This is a genomic window from Marinobacter sp. KMM 10035 (genome assembly GCF_046537445.1).
Taxonomy (GTDB): Bacteria; Pseudomonadota; Gammaproteobacteria; order Pseudomonadales; family Oleiphilaceae; genus Marinobacter; species Marinobacter sediminicola.
In genome coordinates this window covers 214770-231302 of sequence record NZ_JBBVMG010000001.1, presented here as the reverse complement: position 1 = coordinate 231302, position 16533 = coordinate 214770, and the positions used below count along the sequence as shown (strand labels likewise).

The 16533-nt window shown below is 55.0% G+C and carries 16 protein-coding genes; 7 read left to right on the top strand and 9 right to left on the bottom strand.

Going from position 1 to position 16533, the window contains the following annotated elements:
- Positions 1-192: 192 nt before the first annotated feature.
- The 9 genes from AADB16_RS01050 to AADB16_RS01010 form a co-directional block, all read right to left on the bottom strand.
- Complete coding sequence (locus tag AADB16_RS01050; RefSeq protein WP_309043917.1) at positions 193-960, bottom strand: ABC transporter ATP-binding protein; 768 nt, start codon at positions 958-960, stop codon at positions 193-195.
- A complete protein-coding gene (locus tag AADB16_RS01045; RefSeq protein ID WP_309043916.1) occupies positions 957-1916 on the bottom strand; it encodes an iron chelate uptake ABC transporter family permease subunit in 960 nt (319 codons plus the stop codon). Before AADB16_RS01045 ends, AADB16_RS01050 begins: the two co-directional genes overlap by 4 nt.
- Positions 1907-2896 (bottom strand): ABC transporter permease, encoded by a 990-nt coding sequence (locus AADB16_RS01040; protein WP_309043915.1) that lies wholly within the window; start codon positions 2894-2896, stop codon positions 1907-1909. The genes AADB16_RS01045 and AADB16_RS01040 overlap by 10 nt, the downstream gene beginning before the upstream one ends.
- Positions 2897-2907: 11 nt before the next feature.
- A complete protein-coding gene (locus tag AADB16_RS01035; RefSeq protein WP_309043913.1) occupies positions 2908-3840 on the bottom strand; it encodes a siderophore ABC transporter substrate-binding protein in 933 nt (310 codons plus the stop codon).
- A 138-nt stretch (positions 3841-3978) separates the two neighbouring features.
- Complete coding sequence (locus AADB16_RS01030) at positions 3979-4182, bottom strand: hypothetical protein (RefSeq protein WP_309043912.1); 204 nt, start codon at positions 4180-4182, stop codon at positions 3979-3981.
- A gap of 1 nt (position 4183) precedes the next feature.
- Entirely contained in the window at positions 4184-5125 is a 942-nt protein-coding gene (locus tag AADB16_RS01025) for an electron transfer flavoprotein subunit alpha/FixB family protein (RefSeq protein ID WP_410800779.1), read from the bottom strand.
- Positions 5126-5875: an electron transfer flavoprotein subunit beta/FixA family protein gene (locus AADB16_RS01020; RefSeq protein WP_410800777.1), complete on the bottom strand. Its 750-nt coding sequence runs from the start codon at positions 5873-5875 to the stop codon at positions 5126-5128.
- A gap of 126 nt (positions 5876-6001) precedes the next feature.
- Positions 6002-7153: a DcaP family trimeric outer membrane transporter gene (locus AADB16_RS01015; RefSeq protein ID WP_410800775.1), complete on the bottom strand. Its 1152-nt coding sequence runs from the start codon at positions 7151-7153 to the stop codon at positions 6002-6004.
- Positions 7154-7376: 223 nt separating this feature from the next.
- Positions 7377-8354 carry a LysR family transcriptional regulator gene (locus AADB16_RS01010; protein ID WP_309045724.1) on the bottom strand — a complete coding sequence of 326 codons (978 nt, stop codon included), beginning with the start codon at positions 8352-8354 and terminating at the stop codon, positions 7377-7379.
- Between the two features lie 220 nt (positions 8355-8574).
- Here AADB16_RS01010 and AADB16_RS01005 point away from each other — a divergent pair, with 220 nt between their 5' ends.
- Genes AADB16_RS01005 through AADB16_RS00975 form a run of 7 tightly spaced genes read left to right on the top strand, consistent with a single transcriptional unit; the run spans position 8575 to position 16523 of the window.
- Complete coding sequence (locus tag AADB16_RS01005) at positions 8575-9732, top strand: acyl-CoA dehydrogenase family protein (RefSeq protein WP_410800773.1); 1158 nt, start codon at positions 8575-8577, stop codon at positions 9730-9732.
- Positions 9732-10889, top strand: coding sequence for a CaiB/BaiF CoA transferase family protein (locus AADB16_RS01000; protein WP_410800771.1), 1158 nt, complete (start codon positions 9732-9734; stop codon positions 10887-10889). The genes AADB16_RS01005 and AADB16_RS01000 overlap by 1 nt, the downstream gene beginning before the upstream one ends.
- Entirely contained in the window at positions 10886-11794 is a 909-nt protein-coding gene (locus AADB16_RS00995) for a MaoC family dehydratase N-terminal domain-containing protein (RefSeq protein WP_410800769.1), read from the top strand. The genes AADB16_RS01000 and AADB16_RS00995 overlap by 4 nt, the downstream gene beginning before the upstream one ends.
- Positions 11791-12666: an HpcH/HpaI aldolase/citrate lyase family protein gene (locus AADB16_RS00990; protein ID WP_410800768.1), complete on the top strand. Its 876-nt coding sequence runs from the start codon at positions 11791-11793 to the stop codon at positions 12664-12666. The genes AADB16_RS00995 and AADB16_RS00990 overlap by 4 nt, the downstream gene beginning before the upstream one ends.
- Positions 12666-13811: an acyl-CoA dehydrogenase family protein gene (locus tag AADB16_RS00985; RefSeq protein WP_410800766.1), complete on the top strand. Its 1146-nt coding sequence runs from the start codon at positions 12666-12668 to the stop codon at positions 13809-13811. The genes AADB16_RS00990 and AADB16_RS00985 overlap by 1 nt, the downstream gene beginning before the upstream one ends.
- A gap of 32 nt (positions 13812-13843) precedes the next feature.
- On the top strand, positions 13844-15292 hold the full coding sequence (locus AADB16_RS00980; protein WP_410800764.1) for a 3-oxoacyl-[acyl-carrier-protein] synthase III C-terminal domain-containing protein: 1449 nt from the start codon (positions 13844-13846) through the stop codon (positions 15290-15292).
- Positions 15293-15320: 28 nt separating this feature from the next.
- The gene (locus AADB16_RS00975) at positions 15321-16523 is read left to right on the top strand and encodes an acetyl-CoA acetyltransferase (RefSeq protein ID WP_410800762.1); all 1203 of its coding nucleotides are present in this window, start codon (positions 15321-15323) and stop codon (positions 16521-16523) included.
- Positions 16524-16533: the final 10 nt, after the last annotated feature.

Genomic DNA, 16533 nt, shown 5'->3' with positions numbered 1-16533 from the left:
GTTGGTAGGTGTTGTATAGCTTAATGTAGCGGCTTGGTGTTTCCAGGGCCAAGCCGATCGCTAGAAACCAAGTATCTGAAAGTTAGCAGGGGTGTGCAGGCTATTCGTATTTGATTACGGGGCCCCTCAAATGCCTTCAAGTTAGCTCCGTCTTCATTTCTTTGTGGATGTACTCGCACATCACGTTGAAGATTAGATCAACTCGCGAAAATACATGCAGATCCGCTGGCCATTCAGCTCGTGAACACTGGTAGGGATGTCGTAGAGGTCACTGAGAACATCGCTGCGGATGATTTGCTCCGGTGTACCTTGATAGGCGAGCTGGCCGCCGCGCATGGCAATAATATGGTCGGAGTAACAGGATGCAAAGTTGATGTCGTGCAGCACCACTACTACGGATTTGCCTTTTTCATCTGCAGCGCGACGCAGCAGTTGCATCATGCCCACGGCGTGGCGCATATCGATGTTATTCAGCGGCTCGTCCAGCAGAACATAATCGGTATTCTGGCTCATCACCATGGCCACATACGCCCGCTGCCTCTGGCCCCCAGAGAGTTCATCAAGGTGGCGGTTTTGGTATTCCCCCAATTCCAGGTAGTGGATGGCTTCGTCAATATGCTGCTGATCTTCAGCGGTCAAACGTCCGCGTGAGTGCGGGAACCGGCCAAAGGCGACCAGGTCACGTACCGTCAGGCGCAGAGTGGATTCGTTATGCTGACGCAAAATCGACAGCCGTTTCGCCAGTTCATGCCCGGGCGTGCGGGTGACATCCAGGCCATCTATTTCTACGGTGCCGGCACTCATTGGCGTTAGCCGGCTAATCATCGACAACAACGTGGATTTGCCTGCACCGTTGGGGCCGATAATTGAGGTAAGCCCGCCCTTGCTGATTTTCAGGCTGACATCCTTGAGCACCAAGGTGTCGTGGTATTTCTTGCTCAGCCCACGTGCTTCAATCATTGTTTGACTCCGCGCAACAACAACACAATAAATAACACGCCCCCACACAGCTCGATCACCATGGCCAAAGGTAGGCCAGAACTGAGAAGGTGCTCGAATACAACCTGTCCGCCAACTAAACAGACAATTCCCGCTAATACGCTCGCCGGCAAGGTCCAACGGTGCTGGTGGCTGCCGGTTAGCCAATAAGCAAGATTGGCCATCAGCAAACCAAAAAACAGCAGGGGGCCGACCAAAGCGGTACTAATGGAAATCAACACACTAATGGCCAGCATCAATAGTGTGATGGTTTTGATATAGGGTATGCCCAGGTTGATCGCCACATCGCGGCCCAGGCTGAGTACGTCAAGCTGACGGCGGAAGTGGAACAGCAGCGTGCTGCAGAGACCTACACCGACCAAACCGATCCACAACAGCTTCAGGTTGATGCGGTTGAAGTTGGCCACGCCGCTGCCCTGCTGTATTGAGAACTCGCTGGGGTCAAAAATCCGCAGGGCGAGATCTGCCAGCTCTCGGAACAGTAAACCACCCACCATGCCCAGCAGGATCAGCACATGCAGGCCACGCACCGAGCCGGTGAATAGCAGACGGAACAACAACAGGGCTATTGCCACCATCGCCGCCACTTCCACAATAAAACGCAACTCTATTGGCCAGTTTGTGCTTTGTTCTGCCCCCCACACTAATAGCGCCAGCGAATGCACCAGCACATAAAGCACGTCAAAACCCATCAGCGATGGCGTTAAGATACGGTTGTGAGTGACAGTCTGGAACACGACGGTGGCCAGGCCCATAGTGATTGCAACCAGCAGCATGCCTAACAGGCGGCTACCACGGTATTCCATGATAAAGCCCCAGTCACTCTGCACATTAAGGGTCATAAACCCCACTACGCTCAACAGCGCGAGCAACGCTGTCAGACTCAGCAACAATTTGCCACGCGGGTTTAAGCCCATTGCTTGCGCCCCCGTAATAAAATAATCAAAAACACCAAGCTGCCGGAGATGGCCAGGATATTGGCCGAGGGGATTTCATAGGGGTGGATAAGCACACGGCCAAGCAAATCAGCTGCCAGCATTAACGCTGAACCGGCCAAAGCCACCAGTGGAATGGCGCGGCGGAGATTATCCCCGGTTATCAGGCGAACCAGGTTTGGCACAATCAGACCAATAAAGGGCAAGGCGCCGGCGATGACCACGGTGCTGGCCACAATCATCGAGACCAACAATACCCCAAAGGCGGTCAGCCCTTGATAATTAACGCCCACGTTGGTGGCAAAGTCTTTGCCCATACCGATCACGGTAAAGCGGTCGGCCAAGAATGCGGCAAGTAGCATGATGCCGGCGGCAACCCATAGCAGCTCATAACGACCCCGCAAAACTGCAGAAAAATCACCACTGTTCCAGGACCGTAACGCCTGCGACAACTCAAACTGATGGGCCAATAAGCCACTAACGGCATGAATCACGCCAGCAAGAACCAAACCTACTAACGGCACAATCAACGCTGAGCGTAGCGGAATGCGTTTGAGCACCGTCAAAAACAGTAGCGTTCCTGTAACAGAAAATGCGGTAGCTACCCCGAATTTAAGCCACAGCGCCATGCCCGGAGCCACAATTGCACAAAGCAAAACGCCTAAAGCGGCAGCATCTACCGTGCCCACCATGGACGGTTCAACCAGCCGGTTGCGTGCCATCATCTGCAATATCAGCCCGGCAACGGCCAACGATGCCCCAGCCAGTATCAGCGCCAACGTGCGCGGCCAGCGGCTGACAAACAACAGTTGGGTTATTCGGTCATCTGGTTGAGTGAACAGGTGTAGCAGATTCATGCGACTGGCACCCACGTTCAGGCTGATAACAGACAGAACAAACACGAGCAGCGTTAATGCAATCAGCCATGAAACGGTATGGTGTTTGATAGGCGAAGAATTCATTTCACGCTCGCTTATTCAGAAAACACATCCAGCAAGCGATCAACGTTTTTCTGCATAACTCTTAAGCCGCTGTTGTCCAGCAAGTACCAACTCACCGGCTCCAGATAAACGATTTGCCCTTTGGCGCCCGCTTCGGTTGCTTGCACCAGTTCGTTGTCCATCATGCCCTGTGCGGCGATACCGTCACGGCCAATGGCGGCATCACGATCCATCACGAACAGCCAGTCAGGGTTGGCTTCCAGTAAAAATTCATAAGAAACTGACTGTCCGTGCCGGCCTACCTTCAAATCCGCCACTGCAGGTGTCACGCCGAAGACGTCGTGGATCATGCCAAAACGGGTGCCAATGCCAAACGCACTCATTTTCCCGCCTGAGGTGAGTAGTGTCAGCCCGGTGCCCTGTTCTGCGCTTAGCTTTTGCAGTTGGCTTACTGATGTTTTGAGCTTTTCGGTCAGTTCGGCAGCCTTCTGCTGGCGATCAAAAATCTGCCCAAGGATTTCTGTGTTGCGCACCACACTACCCAGCATGTCTTTGGGGTCTGGCGTCAAATCAAGAGTAGGCCCGTATTTAGACACTTCCTGATATTGCGCTCCAGCACGTCGCCCCAGAATGATTAAGTCCGGCTTAAGGTTTTGCAGTGCTTCGTAATCAGGCTCAAACAGGCTACCGATCCGCACGAATCGGGCATCGGCGTATTGGTCCAGCATCGGCGGTAAAATGTTGGAGCGGGGGATGCCTTGGGCCTCAACACCTAGCGCGGTCATCGTGTCCAAGGTCGACCAGTCGAGCACTGCAACTGTCTTTGGCAGCATGTGCACTTGTGTTTGTCCCTGGGCATGATCAATCGTCAGCAGTTCAGCCGACTGCACGGGCGCGACCAAGCCAATCAGCAAAAGGCTGAGCAATGGAAAAGTGCGGAAGATAGCGGGTAAGTTCAGTCGCATAATCGACTCCTGATAAGTGTCAGTACGATGGATCCGAGCCCACAAGGCACGGCGCGACACATAATATGCGAATGAGTCCTATTTGCAATTGGTTTTTTGTTTGAGATTTTGAGCGGAAAAGCTATTTATGAAGCATGGTCAGGTGCCGCAGCCACATCCGCTGTCGGCACTGATTTTTTGCAGGCGCTCGAATTCCTCAATGGGGCTTACGCCCTCATCAAACGCCTTTCGGTGGTAGTCCGGGTCTGATGAGAGCATCCATGGGCAGCAGGCGTCTGCCGCTATGGTTTGGAGTTCGGAAAGCCATTTATTGAAGGAGATTGGCTGGTCTGCGTTGCACACTTCAGCTAACTCTCTTCAGCTCAGTCTCTAGCTCGGGAACGGCTTCAAACAGATCCGCTACCAGGCCGTAATCGGCAACCTGGAAGATAGGTGCTTCTTCATCCTTGTTGATCGCAACGATCACTTTGGAATCAGACATACCTGCCAAGTGCTGGATAGCACCGGAGATACCCACTGCGATGTACAGCTGTGGCGCAACAATCTTACCGGTCTGGCCTACCTGCATGTCGTTCGGTACAAAACCGGCGTCAACCGCAGCACGGGATGCACCCATACCAGCGCCCAGCAGATCAGCAACCTGCTCCAGCATCTTGAAGTTGTCGCCGTTCTGCATGCCACGACCACCGGAGATAACAATACCGGCACTGGCCAGATCAGGACGATCCGATTTGGCTTTCTCTTCGCCTACAAACGAAGACAGGCCTGCGTCTTTTACAACGTCCAGCTGCTCTACAGAAGCAGAACCACCTTCAGCGGCTACCGGATCAAACCCGGTTGGGCGCACGGTAACAACCTTGATGCTGTCGCTGGTTTTAACCGTTGCGATGGCATTGCCGGCGTAAATCGGGCGAACGAAGGTGTCTGCGGATTCAACGCGAATGATGTCAGATACCTGAGCAACGTCCAGCAGCGCAGCAACGCGCGGCATGAAGTCTTTGCCCGTGGTACCGGCAGAGGTCAGGATGTGGCTGTAGCCCTTACCCACTTCTGCAACCAGCTCGCCCAGGTTCTCACCCAGGAAGTGGCCGTATGCTGCGTTGTCGGCAACCAGTACCTTTGCAACGCCTTCCGCCTTGGCAGCGGCTTCTGCAACCGCGCCGCAGTTTTCACCGGCAACCAGTACGTCAATGTCGCCACCGATGGCCTTGGCAGCCGCTACAACGCTCAGAGTCGCCTGCTTCAGGCTGCTGTTGTCGTGTTCAGCAATTACAAGGATGCTCATTTAGATCACCTTCGCTTCGTTCTTCAGTTTATCGACCAGCTCGGCTACGTCTGCCACTTTAATACCTGCTGAACGGGCAGCCGGTGCTTCCACTTTCAACGTGGTCAGGCGCGCTGCAATCTCAACACCCAGATCCGCCGGGCTCATCACATCGAGAGGCTTCTTCTTGGCTTTCATGATGTTTGGCAGGGACGCGTAACGCGGCTCGTTCAAACGCAGGTCGGTGGTTACCACTGCAGGGAGGCTCAGGGAAAGGGTCATCAGACCACCGTCTACCTCACGGGTAACATTGACTTTTTCGCCATCAACAACCACTTCAGACGCGAAGGTGCCCTGGCCCATGCCAGTCAGCGCAGCCAGCATCTGGCCGGTCTGGTTGTTATCAGAATCGATGGACTGTTTGCCGAGAATAACCAGTTTTGGCTCTTCTTTCTCAACCACGGCCTTCAGCAATTTGGCGGCGTCGAGGGACTGAACGTCCTCATCGGCTTCAATGTGGATGCCACGGTCAGCGCCCAGCGCCAAAGCAGTACGAATCTGCTCCTGACACGCCTTGGGGCCGATGGAAACCACGACGATTTCGTTTGCAATGCCCTTTTCTTTCAGACGAACCGCTTCTTCAACAGCGATTTCGCAGAATGGGTTCATTGCCATTTTGACGTTGGCGAGATCAACACCAGTGTTATCCGGCTTGACGCGTACCTTTACGTTGTAGTCGATTACTCGTTTTACAGCGACCAGTATTCGCATTTATGCCTCCCGAATTAAATCTGGCGAATTCTTATGCGCCTCTTTTCCCCACCGGTATAACTGGTTTTGCACATAGTGGGGAAAAGAAGCTGGTTTAACGTTTTTAAAAGCTACCTCGACTCAGGCTCAGAAGTTGTACTGAGCAGCAAACATCAGGCGGTTGGCGTCGCCATCATCACCGTTTTCCAGCTCTGTTTTGAGGTAGGTATACTGCACGCCGAGCATCACTGCTTTAACCGGGCTCCACTGGTAGTTCAGTAGCGCCATCGTGTTGCGCTTGTTTTGGGTGGCTGCGTTAGTTACGCCATCCTTTTTTGCATCGTCCCAGTCAACTTGTGTCAGGGCATAGGCAGTATTAACTGTACCAGGCCCTACCTTCAGGCTGGCGCCGATGGTGCCGCCAAAGCCTGAAATGGTTTCCAGGCTGCCATCACTTTTCATGTAAGCATCGGCGGCGCCGTAGTTGGTGCCGGAGCGCCAAAGGTACTGGTTAGCACCGTCGGTATAGTTGATTGCGCCCTGAATGTTGAGCTTATCGGTCACTGCCAGCTTACCCGCGCCGAATACACCAAACCCTATGGCGCTGTCATCATTGGTGCCGTCGTCGACGGAGAGTTGGCGAACAACGGTTGCTGCTGCGTAAGTCAGGTTGCCGGCTTTGGATGAGAAGCGGGCGGTCAGTGCCGGAGAGCCGTTCTTTTTATCGGAGGCTGCGGCACCGGAATTGTCAAGAATGCTGGATAGTGGGTCTTCAGCTGAAAAGGAGAAGGCGCCTGTCGTGTAGCGTACCTGTGCCTTCCGCCCTACATAGCCACCTGAACCAGGGATTTGGTCAAACTCTAGCTGGGAAGTTGTGCCAATCAGGCTTCCGTAGTTTGACCAGGTCTGGCCCATCAAAAAGCCGTTATACTCGCCATAGGCATGACGCAGGCGCAGTGTGCCTGTGGTTGTGCGGAAGTCACCTTCCACATTCATTTTAACGCCTTCGGGTGTCGTCGTGCGCACACCAATGCGGGATTGCAAAGCGTCTGCGCCGAAGTGGCCCTTGGCCCCTTTGCTGCCGCCTTTAGTGATCTCCCTGTAGTCACCTGCGCGCGTGCCGGAACCAATCGCAATATCTTCATCAATATCGTAAGAGGCGTTGAGGCGTGCGTAACCATAAATGTCGGCGGTGTAGTCGCCGGCCTGCACTTCAAAAGCATTAGCCTGGCTAGCCAAGCCTAACACCAGCAGAGAGCTGGTTACTTTAACTGCTGTGGACAATTTATTGCGTAGCATAGGTCGCGTTCCCCGTTATTATTTAAATTTCTGCCGCTAGAGATCGTTCAGTCTGATGGAGGCAAATACAGACAACTCTAAAGTCGCAATTTGGGCGACCAAACGAGCCTAGCAGCGCGCGGGGAGGGCAACAATTATCTATGTTTGATATGGAGCATAACGAAAATGAATAGCTGGTCAGGGGTGCTGCGCGGAGAGATAGATGCGATCTCTCCTTTTGCAATCAATCCGCACCCACCGGATTTGGTTTATTGACATCGAACAGCAGGCGCCCTTTCCATAGCCCCTCACGAACATGTATCGCCAGCTGCTCCATGATCAGCTCTGCAAGTTTTCGGGTGGCAACAGAGGAGGGCAGGTCTACAGGCGTTACTAGAGCAAGTGTTCGAGTCATCTCGGGAGAAGTGATTGGAATAGACATGACCTCGTTCCGAGCCACCATTTCATGCACTGCAGCCGCAGGGAGAATGGTATACCCCAGCCCGCGACGAGCGGTGTCGGTTAATAATGGCCAAGCACTTACCTCAAGGGCCAGGTTGAGCGGAACGCCACGTTCGGTAGCCTCTCGCTCTACTTTCATGCGCAGCCCGTGCTTTTCTTCCGGCAAAATCAACGGCAGCTTCAGAACCTCATCGACCGTTATTTCGCTGCGGCCAGCGAACGGGCTGTTGTTTGGTCCGATCAGGCAAAGGGGTTCCTCAAGCAGGGGTATGCATCGCAGGTTTCTCTGGCTGGTCGGGTTGTACGTTATGGCAAGGTTGAGCCGGTGCTGGGCAACCATCTGTTGCAAGGTGCCGCTCATGGCTGATTTCACCGCTAGGTCTACCTGAGGGTATTGCTGGCAGTACTTTTCAACGATGGTGCCGGAAAAAAGATGTGCCACCGTTGGAAGAATTCCCAGCATCACTTGCCCGGTAACTTCTCCTCCGACCGCCGTTACGTCAGCCAGGGTTCGTTCCAGATCCTGCATGAGCTTGCGCGCTCTATCGTATAAAAGTTCACCAGCCGCAGTCAGCACTACTCCTCGGCCATGCCGAACAAACACATCTACATGCAACGCACTTTCCAGCATCCGGATTTGTCGGCTTAACGCCGGCTGAGCAACAAACAGTTTTTCAGATGCCCGGCTGAAGCTGCCGGTGTCTGCAACAGTAAGAAAGGTGTTTAGCTGTCGGACATCAACATTAATGTTAGCGGCCATGAGTGCTCTCCAGGGTATGCCCAAAAGTGATGGTATCAGATTACTGCATGCCGTAATTATTTGAAAGCGGGCGTGGTGGCTCGGAGATGGTATGCAAAAAACTGATGGCGGATATAAAAACTATATAATTGTTGGGTGTATGTCTTGCTGGTAGTGTGATTTAAGGATGGTCGGAGAGGTGTGTTGTAGAGGCACATCTATTTACCAGCAGGAGATGGAAATGAAATCGCCGTTGTCGTATCCAGAAATCAGGGAGTCCGTTGCACGTTTGTGCAGCGCGTTCCCGGGTGAATACTGGAGAGCGCTGGACCAGCAGGGTGCCTACCCGACTGAGTTCGTGAATGCTCTTGGCCAGTCCGGATACTTGTCGGTGATGATTCCGGAAGCATTCGGCGGTTCGGGTTTGCCTTTGGGTGCTGCTTGCGCGGTACTGGAAGAGGTACAGCGTTCCGGCTGTAATGGCGGTGCCTGCCACGCACAGATGTACACCATGGGTACTCTGCTACGCCACGGTAGCGAAGAGCAAAAACAGAAGTATTTGCCCCGTATCGCCGCCGGCGAATTGAGGTTGCAAGCGTTTGGTGTAACTGAGCCATCCAGTGGCACAGACACCACCCGTATTACCACTAAAGCGGTGAAAGATGGCGACGACTATGTGGTCAACGGCCAGAAAGTATTTATTTCCCGCACTCAACATTCGGACTTGATGATCCTTCTTGTGCGTACCACTCCGCGCGATGCCTGTGCCAAGCGCACGGAAGGCATGTCGGTGTTGCTGGTGGACATGAAGGATGCTTTGGCTGGCGGTCTATCTATACGCCCGATCAAAACCATGATGAACCACGCCACCACTGAGCTGTTTTTTGACAATGTGCGTGTGCCGGCGGCGAACCTTATTGGTGAGGAGGGCGCTGGATTCCGTTACATCCTCGATGGCATGAACGCAGAGCGGATTCTGATTGCGGCCGAGTGCATTGGTGATGCCCGCTACTTCATCGAGAAGGCCGCGGCTTATGCCTCAAGCCGTGAAGTGTTTGGCCGCCCGATTGGCCAGAACCAGGGTGTCCAGTTTCCGATTGCCCGAGCCTATGCTCAAACGGAGGCTGCGGCAGCCATCGTTGACCGGGCTATTTCAGCATTTGAATCCGGAGAGCCCTGCGGGTCGCTGGCCAATATGGCCAAGTTGCTGGCATCGGAGGCTTCCTGGCAAGCGGGTGATACCTGCATCCAGACCCATGGTGGTTATGGATTTGCCGAAGAGTACGACATTGAGCGCAAGTTCCGGGAAACCCGCTTGTACCAGGTCGCTCCCATCTCAACCAACCTGATTTTGTCTCACCTGGCCACCCATGATCTTGGCATGCCGAGGTCGTTTTAATGAGCACGCCTACTCTTAAAGGGCTCCTGGTTGTTTCGCTGGAGCAGGCCGTAGCCGCGCCCTATTGCACCTCCAGGCTCGCCGACGCGGGTGCCCGTGTAATAAAGGTAGAGCGCAGTGAAGGCGACTTTGCCAGATATTACGATCAGGCCGCCGCCGGAGAGAGCTCCTATTTTGTATGGCTCAACCGAGGCAAGGAATCCATTTGTCTGAACATCAAAGACAGCGCTGATCATCAGTTGCTGTTGCAGATGTTGAAGGAAGCCGATGTGTTTGTGCAGAACCTGGCCCCGGGAGCCGCCGAGCGCGCCGGTTTTGGTTCGGCAGCACTTCGCCGCGAGAATCCGCGCCTGATTACCGTTGATATCACCGGCTACGGAAGCAGAGGCCCTTACCAGAATATGAAGGGCTATGACTTGCTGGTTCAGTGTGAATCCGGTCTGGCTTCGATTACCGGTGCGGCAGACGAGCCGGCCCGGGTTGGGGTTTCTGTTTGTGACATCGCTTGCGGCATGTACGCCCACGCGGAAGTGCTGCGAGCGCTGATCGCCCGCGAACGCACAGGCGAAGGCGAGAGCATTGAGGTGTCCCTGTTCGATGCGATAGCAGATTGGATGACCGTACCTCTGTTACAGAGTGAATCCCGGCAGATTCCAGTCGAGCGTGTTGGTCTGAGGCATCCTGCAATCACACCTTACGAAGTCTATTCCTGCGCTGATCGGCAGCAAGTTGTGTTGTCAGTGCAGAACCAAAGGGAATGGGAGCGCTTCTGTGATCAGGTGCTGGAGGTCCCGGCGCTGAAAACAGATCCAGCCTATGAGAGCAACATCGCGCGCTGCATGCATCGCGATGCGCTTAACGAAGTGGTGCGACCCATTATCGCAGCTATGAGCCGGCACACACTGGTCGATCGCCTGAATCAGGCCCGCATTGCCTATGGCGAAGTCAAAACAGTCGAGGAGTTCAGCCGGCACCCGCAGTTACGGCGCATTCAGGTTGAGACGGTGTCTGGCCCGGTCAGTGTTGTTGCGCCGCCCGCAGTTACCCGCCGCCAACACAATGGGTTTGGTCCGGTACCTGCGCTGGGGGAGCACAGTGTAATGCTGAGGCGCGAGTTTGATGCCAGCAATTCAGACGCTATGGAGGCGCAGTCATGACGGCAAGGTCAGCGGCAGAAAAAACACAATTTGATGGGCTGCAGAAGTGGGTGGGGCGAACTCAGGAATCGTCTGATCTGGTCAGTGCTAACGTCGTGGCCAAGATGGCTGCCGCGTTGGACCACCAGAACCCGCAGCTAACAGAAGGTAGCTTTCTGCCTCTGCCCTGGCACTGGTTGTTCTTCACACCAACTCCGCAAGCGTCGGCTACCGGCCAGGACGGGCACCCGAAAACAGGCGATTTTTTACCGCCGGTGCCACTGCCGCGGCGTATGTGGGCCGGAAGCAAGGTTGAGTGTCACCAGCCCCTTCATATCGGCGATCAGCTCACCTGCACATCGACTGTCGAGTCGGTTGTACCCAAGAGCGGCCGGCAGGGTGAGTTGGTGTTTGTAAGCGTCGCGCACCGCTTGTTCAAGGGCAATCAGGAACCCGTGCTCACTGAGATTCAGGACATTGTATACCGCGCAATGCCAATAGGTCCGGCGCCCGTAGCCCCGGAATATACACCGGAGCTGGCGCCGCAGTGGAGCAAAACAATTACTCCGGATCCGGTCATGCTGTTTCGCTATTCCGCTCTGACCTTCAACGGCCATCGCATTCACTACGACCGCAACTGGGCAGTTGAAGCTGAGGGCTACCCGGGCCTGGTAGTGCACGGGCCTCTGATAGCTACGCTGTTACTTGACTTGATGTACAGCAACCTGGGGCCGGTGGAAATTGCCCGGTTCACGTTCCGCGGCGTACAGCCATTGTTTGATCTGGAGCCGTTCACCGTTAACGGCGCCCGGGATGGCAACACGGTGAAGCTCTGGGCTTTGACCCCCGGAAACCAGCTTGCCATGTCTCTGGAAGTGGAGCTGAAAGGCGCCAACGAAACCTCATTAACGGGAGCACGAGGATGAATACACGCAACATGCCGGCGTGGCGTTCTTTGCTGTTTGTGCCTGCTAACAACCGCCGGTTCCTGGAGAAAGCTCACACACGTGGGGCGGACGCCATCATTGTTGATCTTGAAGACAGTGTGCCCCTTGGTGAAAAGAAGTCAGCACGGGATCACCTGCCAGTGGTTGTTCACCAGGTAACCCAGTCAGGCGCGGACATGATGGTGCGAATCAATCAGCCTTTGCGCATGGCCGTGCGTGATCTCGAGGCTGCGGTCATCAAGGGTGTGCGTGGGCTGGTTGTTCCCAAGGTAGAAAGCGCAGCGGCATTACAGGCGCTGGCTGATGTCGTCACCGAACTGGAGATTGAACGTGGCCTGGCACCCGGCAGCGTGGTGATGCTGGTACAGATTGAGTCACCGGCAGCACTGCTGAAGTTGGACGACATTGCATCGGTATCGCGAGTAGTCGGGCTGACCCTTGGCCCCGAGGACTTTTGTTCCGAAGTGGGCATGGATCCCAATCCGGATACCCTGCTGGCGCCGAGCCAGGCCATTGTCTTTGCGGCCAACCGCACCGGCGTAACACCTTACGGGTTTGTTGATTCAATCGCAGACTACAGCGATCAGGATCGGTTTGCGGCAACCATCAAACGGGCGCGGCAGTTGGGCTTTCGTGGGGCCTTGGCGGTACACCCGTCGCAAGTAACCATTATGAATGAAGGCTTTATGCCTTCTGAAGAAGAAATTCAGAAAGCACGGGAGATTGTTGAAAGCTCCCGGGCGCATGAACAGAAGGGTGAAGCCGTATTTTCACTCGACGGAAAAATGATCGACAAGCCGGTTGTGGAGCGGGCGGTCCGATTGCTCAACCAGTTAAAGGAGAGAGTGTAATGACTATTGAAAACAGAGCTGTCTATTCCAGTGACCATGAGCTGTTCCGCACCAACGCGCGGCGCTTTTTCCGGGAAGAGCTGGAGCCCAATATTGATCAGTGGGAAAAAGACGAAATCATGCCCCGCTCGTTCTGGGAGAAAGCCGGCGCCAACGGTTTCTTGTGCTGCGGCGTGCCGGAAGAATACGGCGGCCCGGGTGCTGACTTCCTTTACAACATGATTTTCTCGGAAGAAACCGGTTACGCCATTGGTGGCGCCAGCGTCGGGTTCTCGGTACAGGCCGACATCGTCGCCTATTACCTGTTGCACGCAGGGACTGAAGAGCAGAAAAAATACTGGCTGCCGCGCATGGTAACCGCAGAAAGCATTGCCTCGATTGGCCTCACAGAGCCTGGCTGTGGCAGTGACCTGAAAGCCATGCGCACCACTGCGGTTCGTGACGGCGACGAATACGTCATTAATGGCCAGAAGACCTTTATCACCAACGGTCAGAACTGCGATTTTTGCCTGGTGGCCTGTTCCACAGACCCCAGCAAGGGCGCCAAGGGCATCAGCCTGATTATTGTTGAAGCCGATCGCGCTGGTTTTGAGAAGGGCCGTAACCTGGACAAAATCGGGCAGAAAGCCGCGGATACCTCAGAACTGTTCTTCCAGGATGTACGGGTACCCGTAAGCAACCTGGTGGGTAATGAAGGCGAGGGCTTCGCCATCATGATGCGCGAATTGCCCCGCGAGCGAATCACCATTGCTTGCAGAGCCCAAGCGGAAGCCCAGCGTGCATTCGACCTGACCGTTGAGTATGTAAAAGAGCGCAAGGCATTCGGCCAGACTCTGCTCGATTTCCAGAACACCCAGTTCACCCTCGCTGACCTGAAAACCGACCTGACCGTCGGCTGGGCCTTCCTTGATCAGTGCCTGGCAAAAGCCAACGAAGGCACTCTGACGCCTGAAGAAGGCGCCATGGCGAAGCTGTGGACCACCGAAAATGAAGGCAAGGTGGTTGATAAGTGCCTGCAGTTCTTTGGCGGCTACGGCTACATGAAGGAATACCCGATCTCACGGGCATTTGTGGATGCACGGGTTCGTCGTATCTATGGCGGTGCGAGTGAAATCATGAAACTGCTTATTGCCCGCACGCTTTAAGCACCGGCCCAGCTAAAGAGGAAGACAATCATATGTTCGGGATTACTGCTTACGGCGCCTACGTTCCTCGCAGCCGCCTACAAAAAAGTGCCATTGCGGATGCCAACGACTGGTTTGATGCCAGCCTTCGTGGCCTCGCCAAAGGCGAGCGCAGCATGTGCAACTGGGATGAAGACACCATCACCATGGCGGTTGAAGCTGCACAAGACTGCCTGACGGTGCTCGATCGGGACACCATCAAGACCCTGTGCCTGGCATCAACCACCGTACCGTTTCTGGATCGCCAGAACTCTGTGGTAATCAGCGAAGCGCTGAACCTGGGTAACCGCCTGCGCACCATGGATGTAACGGCATCACAGCGCGCAGCAACTACCGCTCTGATCAGCCTTCTGGAAGCCGGTGGCAAGGATGACAGTTCCTCGCTCTTGGTGGCATCCGAGCACCGCCGCACCATGTGTGGTTCACGCCAGGAAATGTTGTGGGGTGACGGGGCCGCCGCACTGGGCGTTGGTACTCACGGCGTTATCGCCGAATACCTGGGCAGTGCATGCTTCGCAGATGACTTTGTCGACCATTACCGTGGTGAAGACGCAACCTTCAACTACGACTGGGAAGAGCGCTGGATTCGTGACGAAGGCTACCTGAACAGCGTGCCGGCTGCGGTTAACGAATTGTTCGAAAACACTGGCACGAAAGCCGCTGACATTGCCCACTTTGTATTACCATCGGATCAGGCTCGCACGCCTGGTGTGGTCGCCAAGGCTTTAGGTATTGCTGCTGACGCAGTAGTAGACAGCCACATCAGCAATTTGGGAGTGGCGGGTGCTGCGCACCCGATCCTGCTGCTGACTGCGGTTCTTGATAAAGCCAAAGCCGGCGATCTGGTATTGCTGGCCGGGTTCGGTCAAGGCACTGATGCCGTGCTGTTCCGTGTTACCGAAGCGATTGCCTCAAGGCGTCCAAAAACCGGCTTTAACGGAGCGTTGGAAAAGCGTCGCCCGGAAACCAACTACAACCGGTTCCTGAGCTTTAACAACCTGGTTGAGCGTGATATCGGCAAGCGCGGTGAGCTGGACAAGCAGAGCTATCTCGCAGCCATGTACCGCAAGAAAGATCTGCTCAATGGGTTCATCGGTGGCAAGTGCCGCGAGTGCAACACCATCCAGATCCCGAAAGAAAATTACTGCGTTAACACCGAGTGCGGCGCCCTGCACAGTCAGGATGATTACGCGTTGTCTCAGGTGCCAGGCCGGATCAAGACCTGGACTGCAGACCGGTTGACGTTTGACTGGAACCCACCGGCCTATTTCGGACTGGTCGAGTTTGAAGGTGGTGGTCGCCTGATGATGGATTTCACCGAAGTTGAGGAAGGGACAGTGGAATCCGGCGTGACGGTAACGTCGCACTTCCGGATCAAACAGTTCGATAACCAACGCGGTTTCCGGAAGTACTTCTGGAAAGCTATTCCATCGCAGCAGTAATACACGCGCTAAGACAAGGTGAACGAAAATGGCTAGTGGAATCAAAGATAAAGTTGTGATTCTGGGAATGGGTTGCAGCAAGTTTGGCGAGCGCTGGGATTGCAGTCCTGCGGACCTGATGGCGGAAGCATTTGAAGAGTGCATTGCAGACGCGGGCATTGATAAAAGCGAGATTCAGGCAGCCTGGTTCGGTGCGGGTATGGATGCGCACAACGTAGGGCCGAGCGGCTTGCCGCTGTCCATCGCCCTGCGGTTGCCGAACATCGCGGTGACCAAAGTCGAGAACATGTGCGCAACCGGAACCGAAGCATTTCGAGGTGCGGTTTATGCGGTGGCATCCGGTGCCTGCGATATAGCGCTGGCGCTTGGCGTCGAGAAATTGAAAGACATCGGCTACGGCGGTTTGCCCCAGCGCACACGGGGTGTTGAGAACGATATGTTCTGGCCGAACGTGTCAGCACCCGGTGCCTTTGCGCAACTGGCCTCAGGCTATCGTGCCAAGCACGGCATTAATAAGGACGATCTGAAGCGCGCCATGGCGCACATTTCAGTGAAGAGCCACTCCAATGGCGCGAAAAACCCGAAAGCGCATTTGCAGCGTGAAATCACCATTGAGCAGGCTATGAATGCGCCCAACATTGCGGATCCTATCGGCCTGTTTGATTGCTGTGGAGTGAGTGACGGTGCGGCCTGCGCGATTGTGACCACCCCTGAAATCGCCGCACGTCTGAAGAACTCCGACCTGGTGTCCGTCAAGGCGCTGCAGCTGGCTGCGTCCAACGGCTACGAGGCAGGCTACGGCGACTGGGACGGCTCGTACCTGAAGACCACCCGTGTTGCGGCTCAGCGTGCCTACGACGAAGCCGGCATCAAGAACCCCCGTGAAGAAATCAGCATGACCGAAGTGCACGACTGCTTCTCGATCACAGAGCTGGTGACCATGGAAGACCTTCAGTTGTCAGAAGATGGGCAGGCGGTACGCGATGTGCTCAACGGCGACTTCGATGCCGATGGCCGAATCCCTTGCCAGATCGATGGCGGGCTCAAGTGCTTCGGTCACCCGATAGGCGCTTCCGGACTGCGGATGATCTACGAGAACTACCTGCAGTTCAGTGGCAGGGCAGGCGACCGCCAGCTGGCGGACCCGCGTATCGGCCTGAACCACAACCTGGGTGGCTTCCCGCACCAGAACATTTGCAGTATTTCCATCATCGGTCGGTACGAGAAATAAGGTTGAGCCG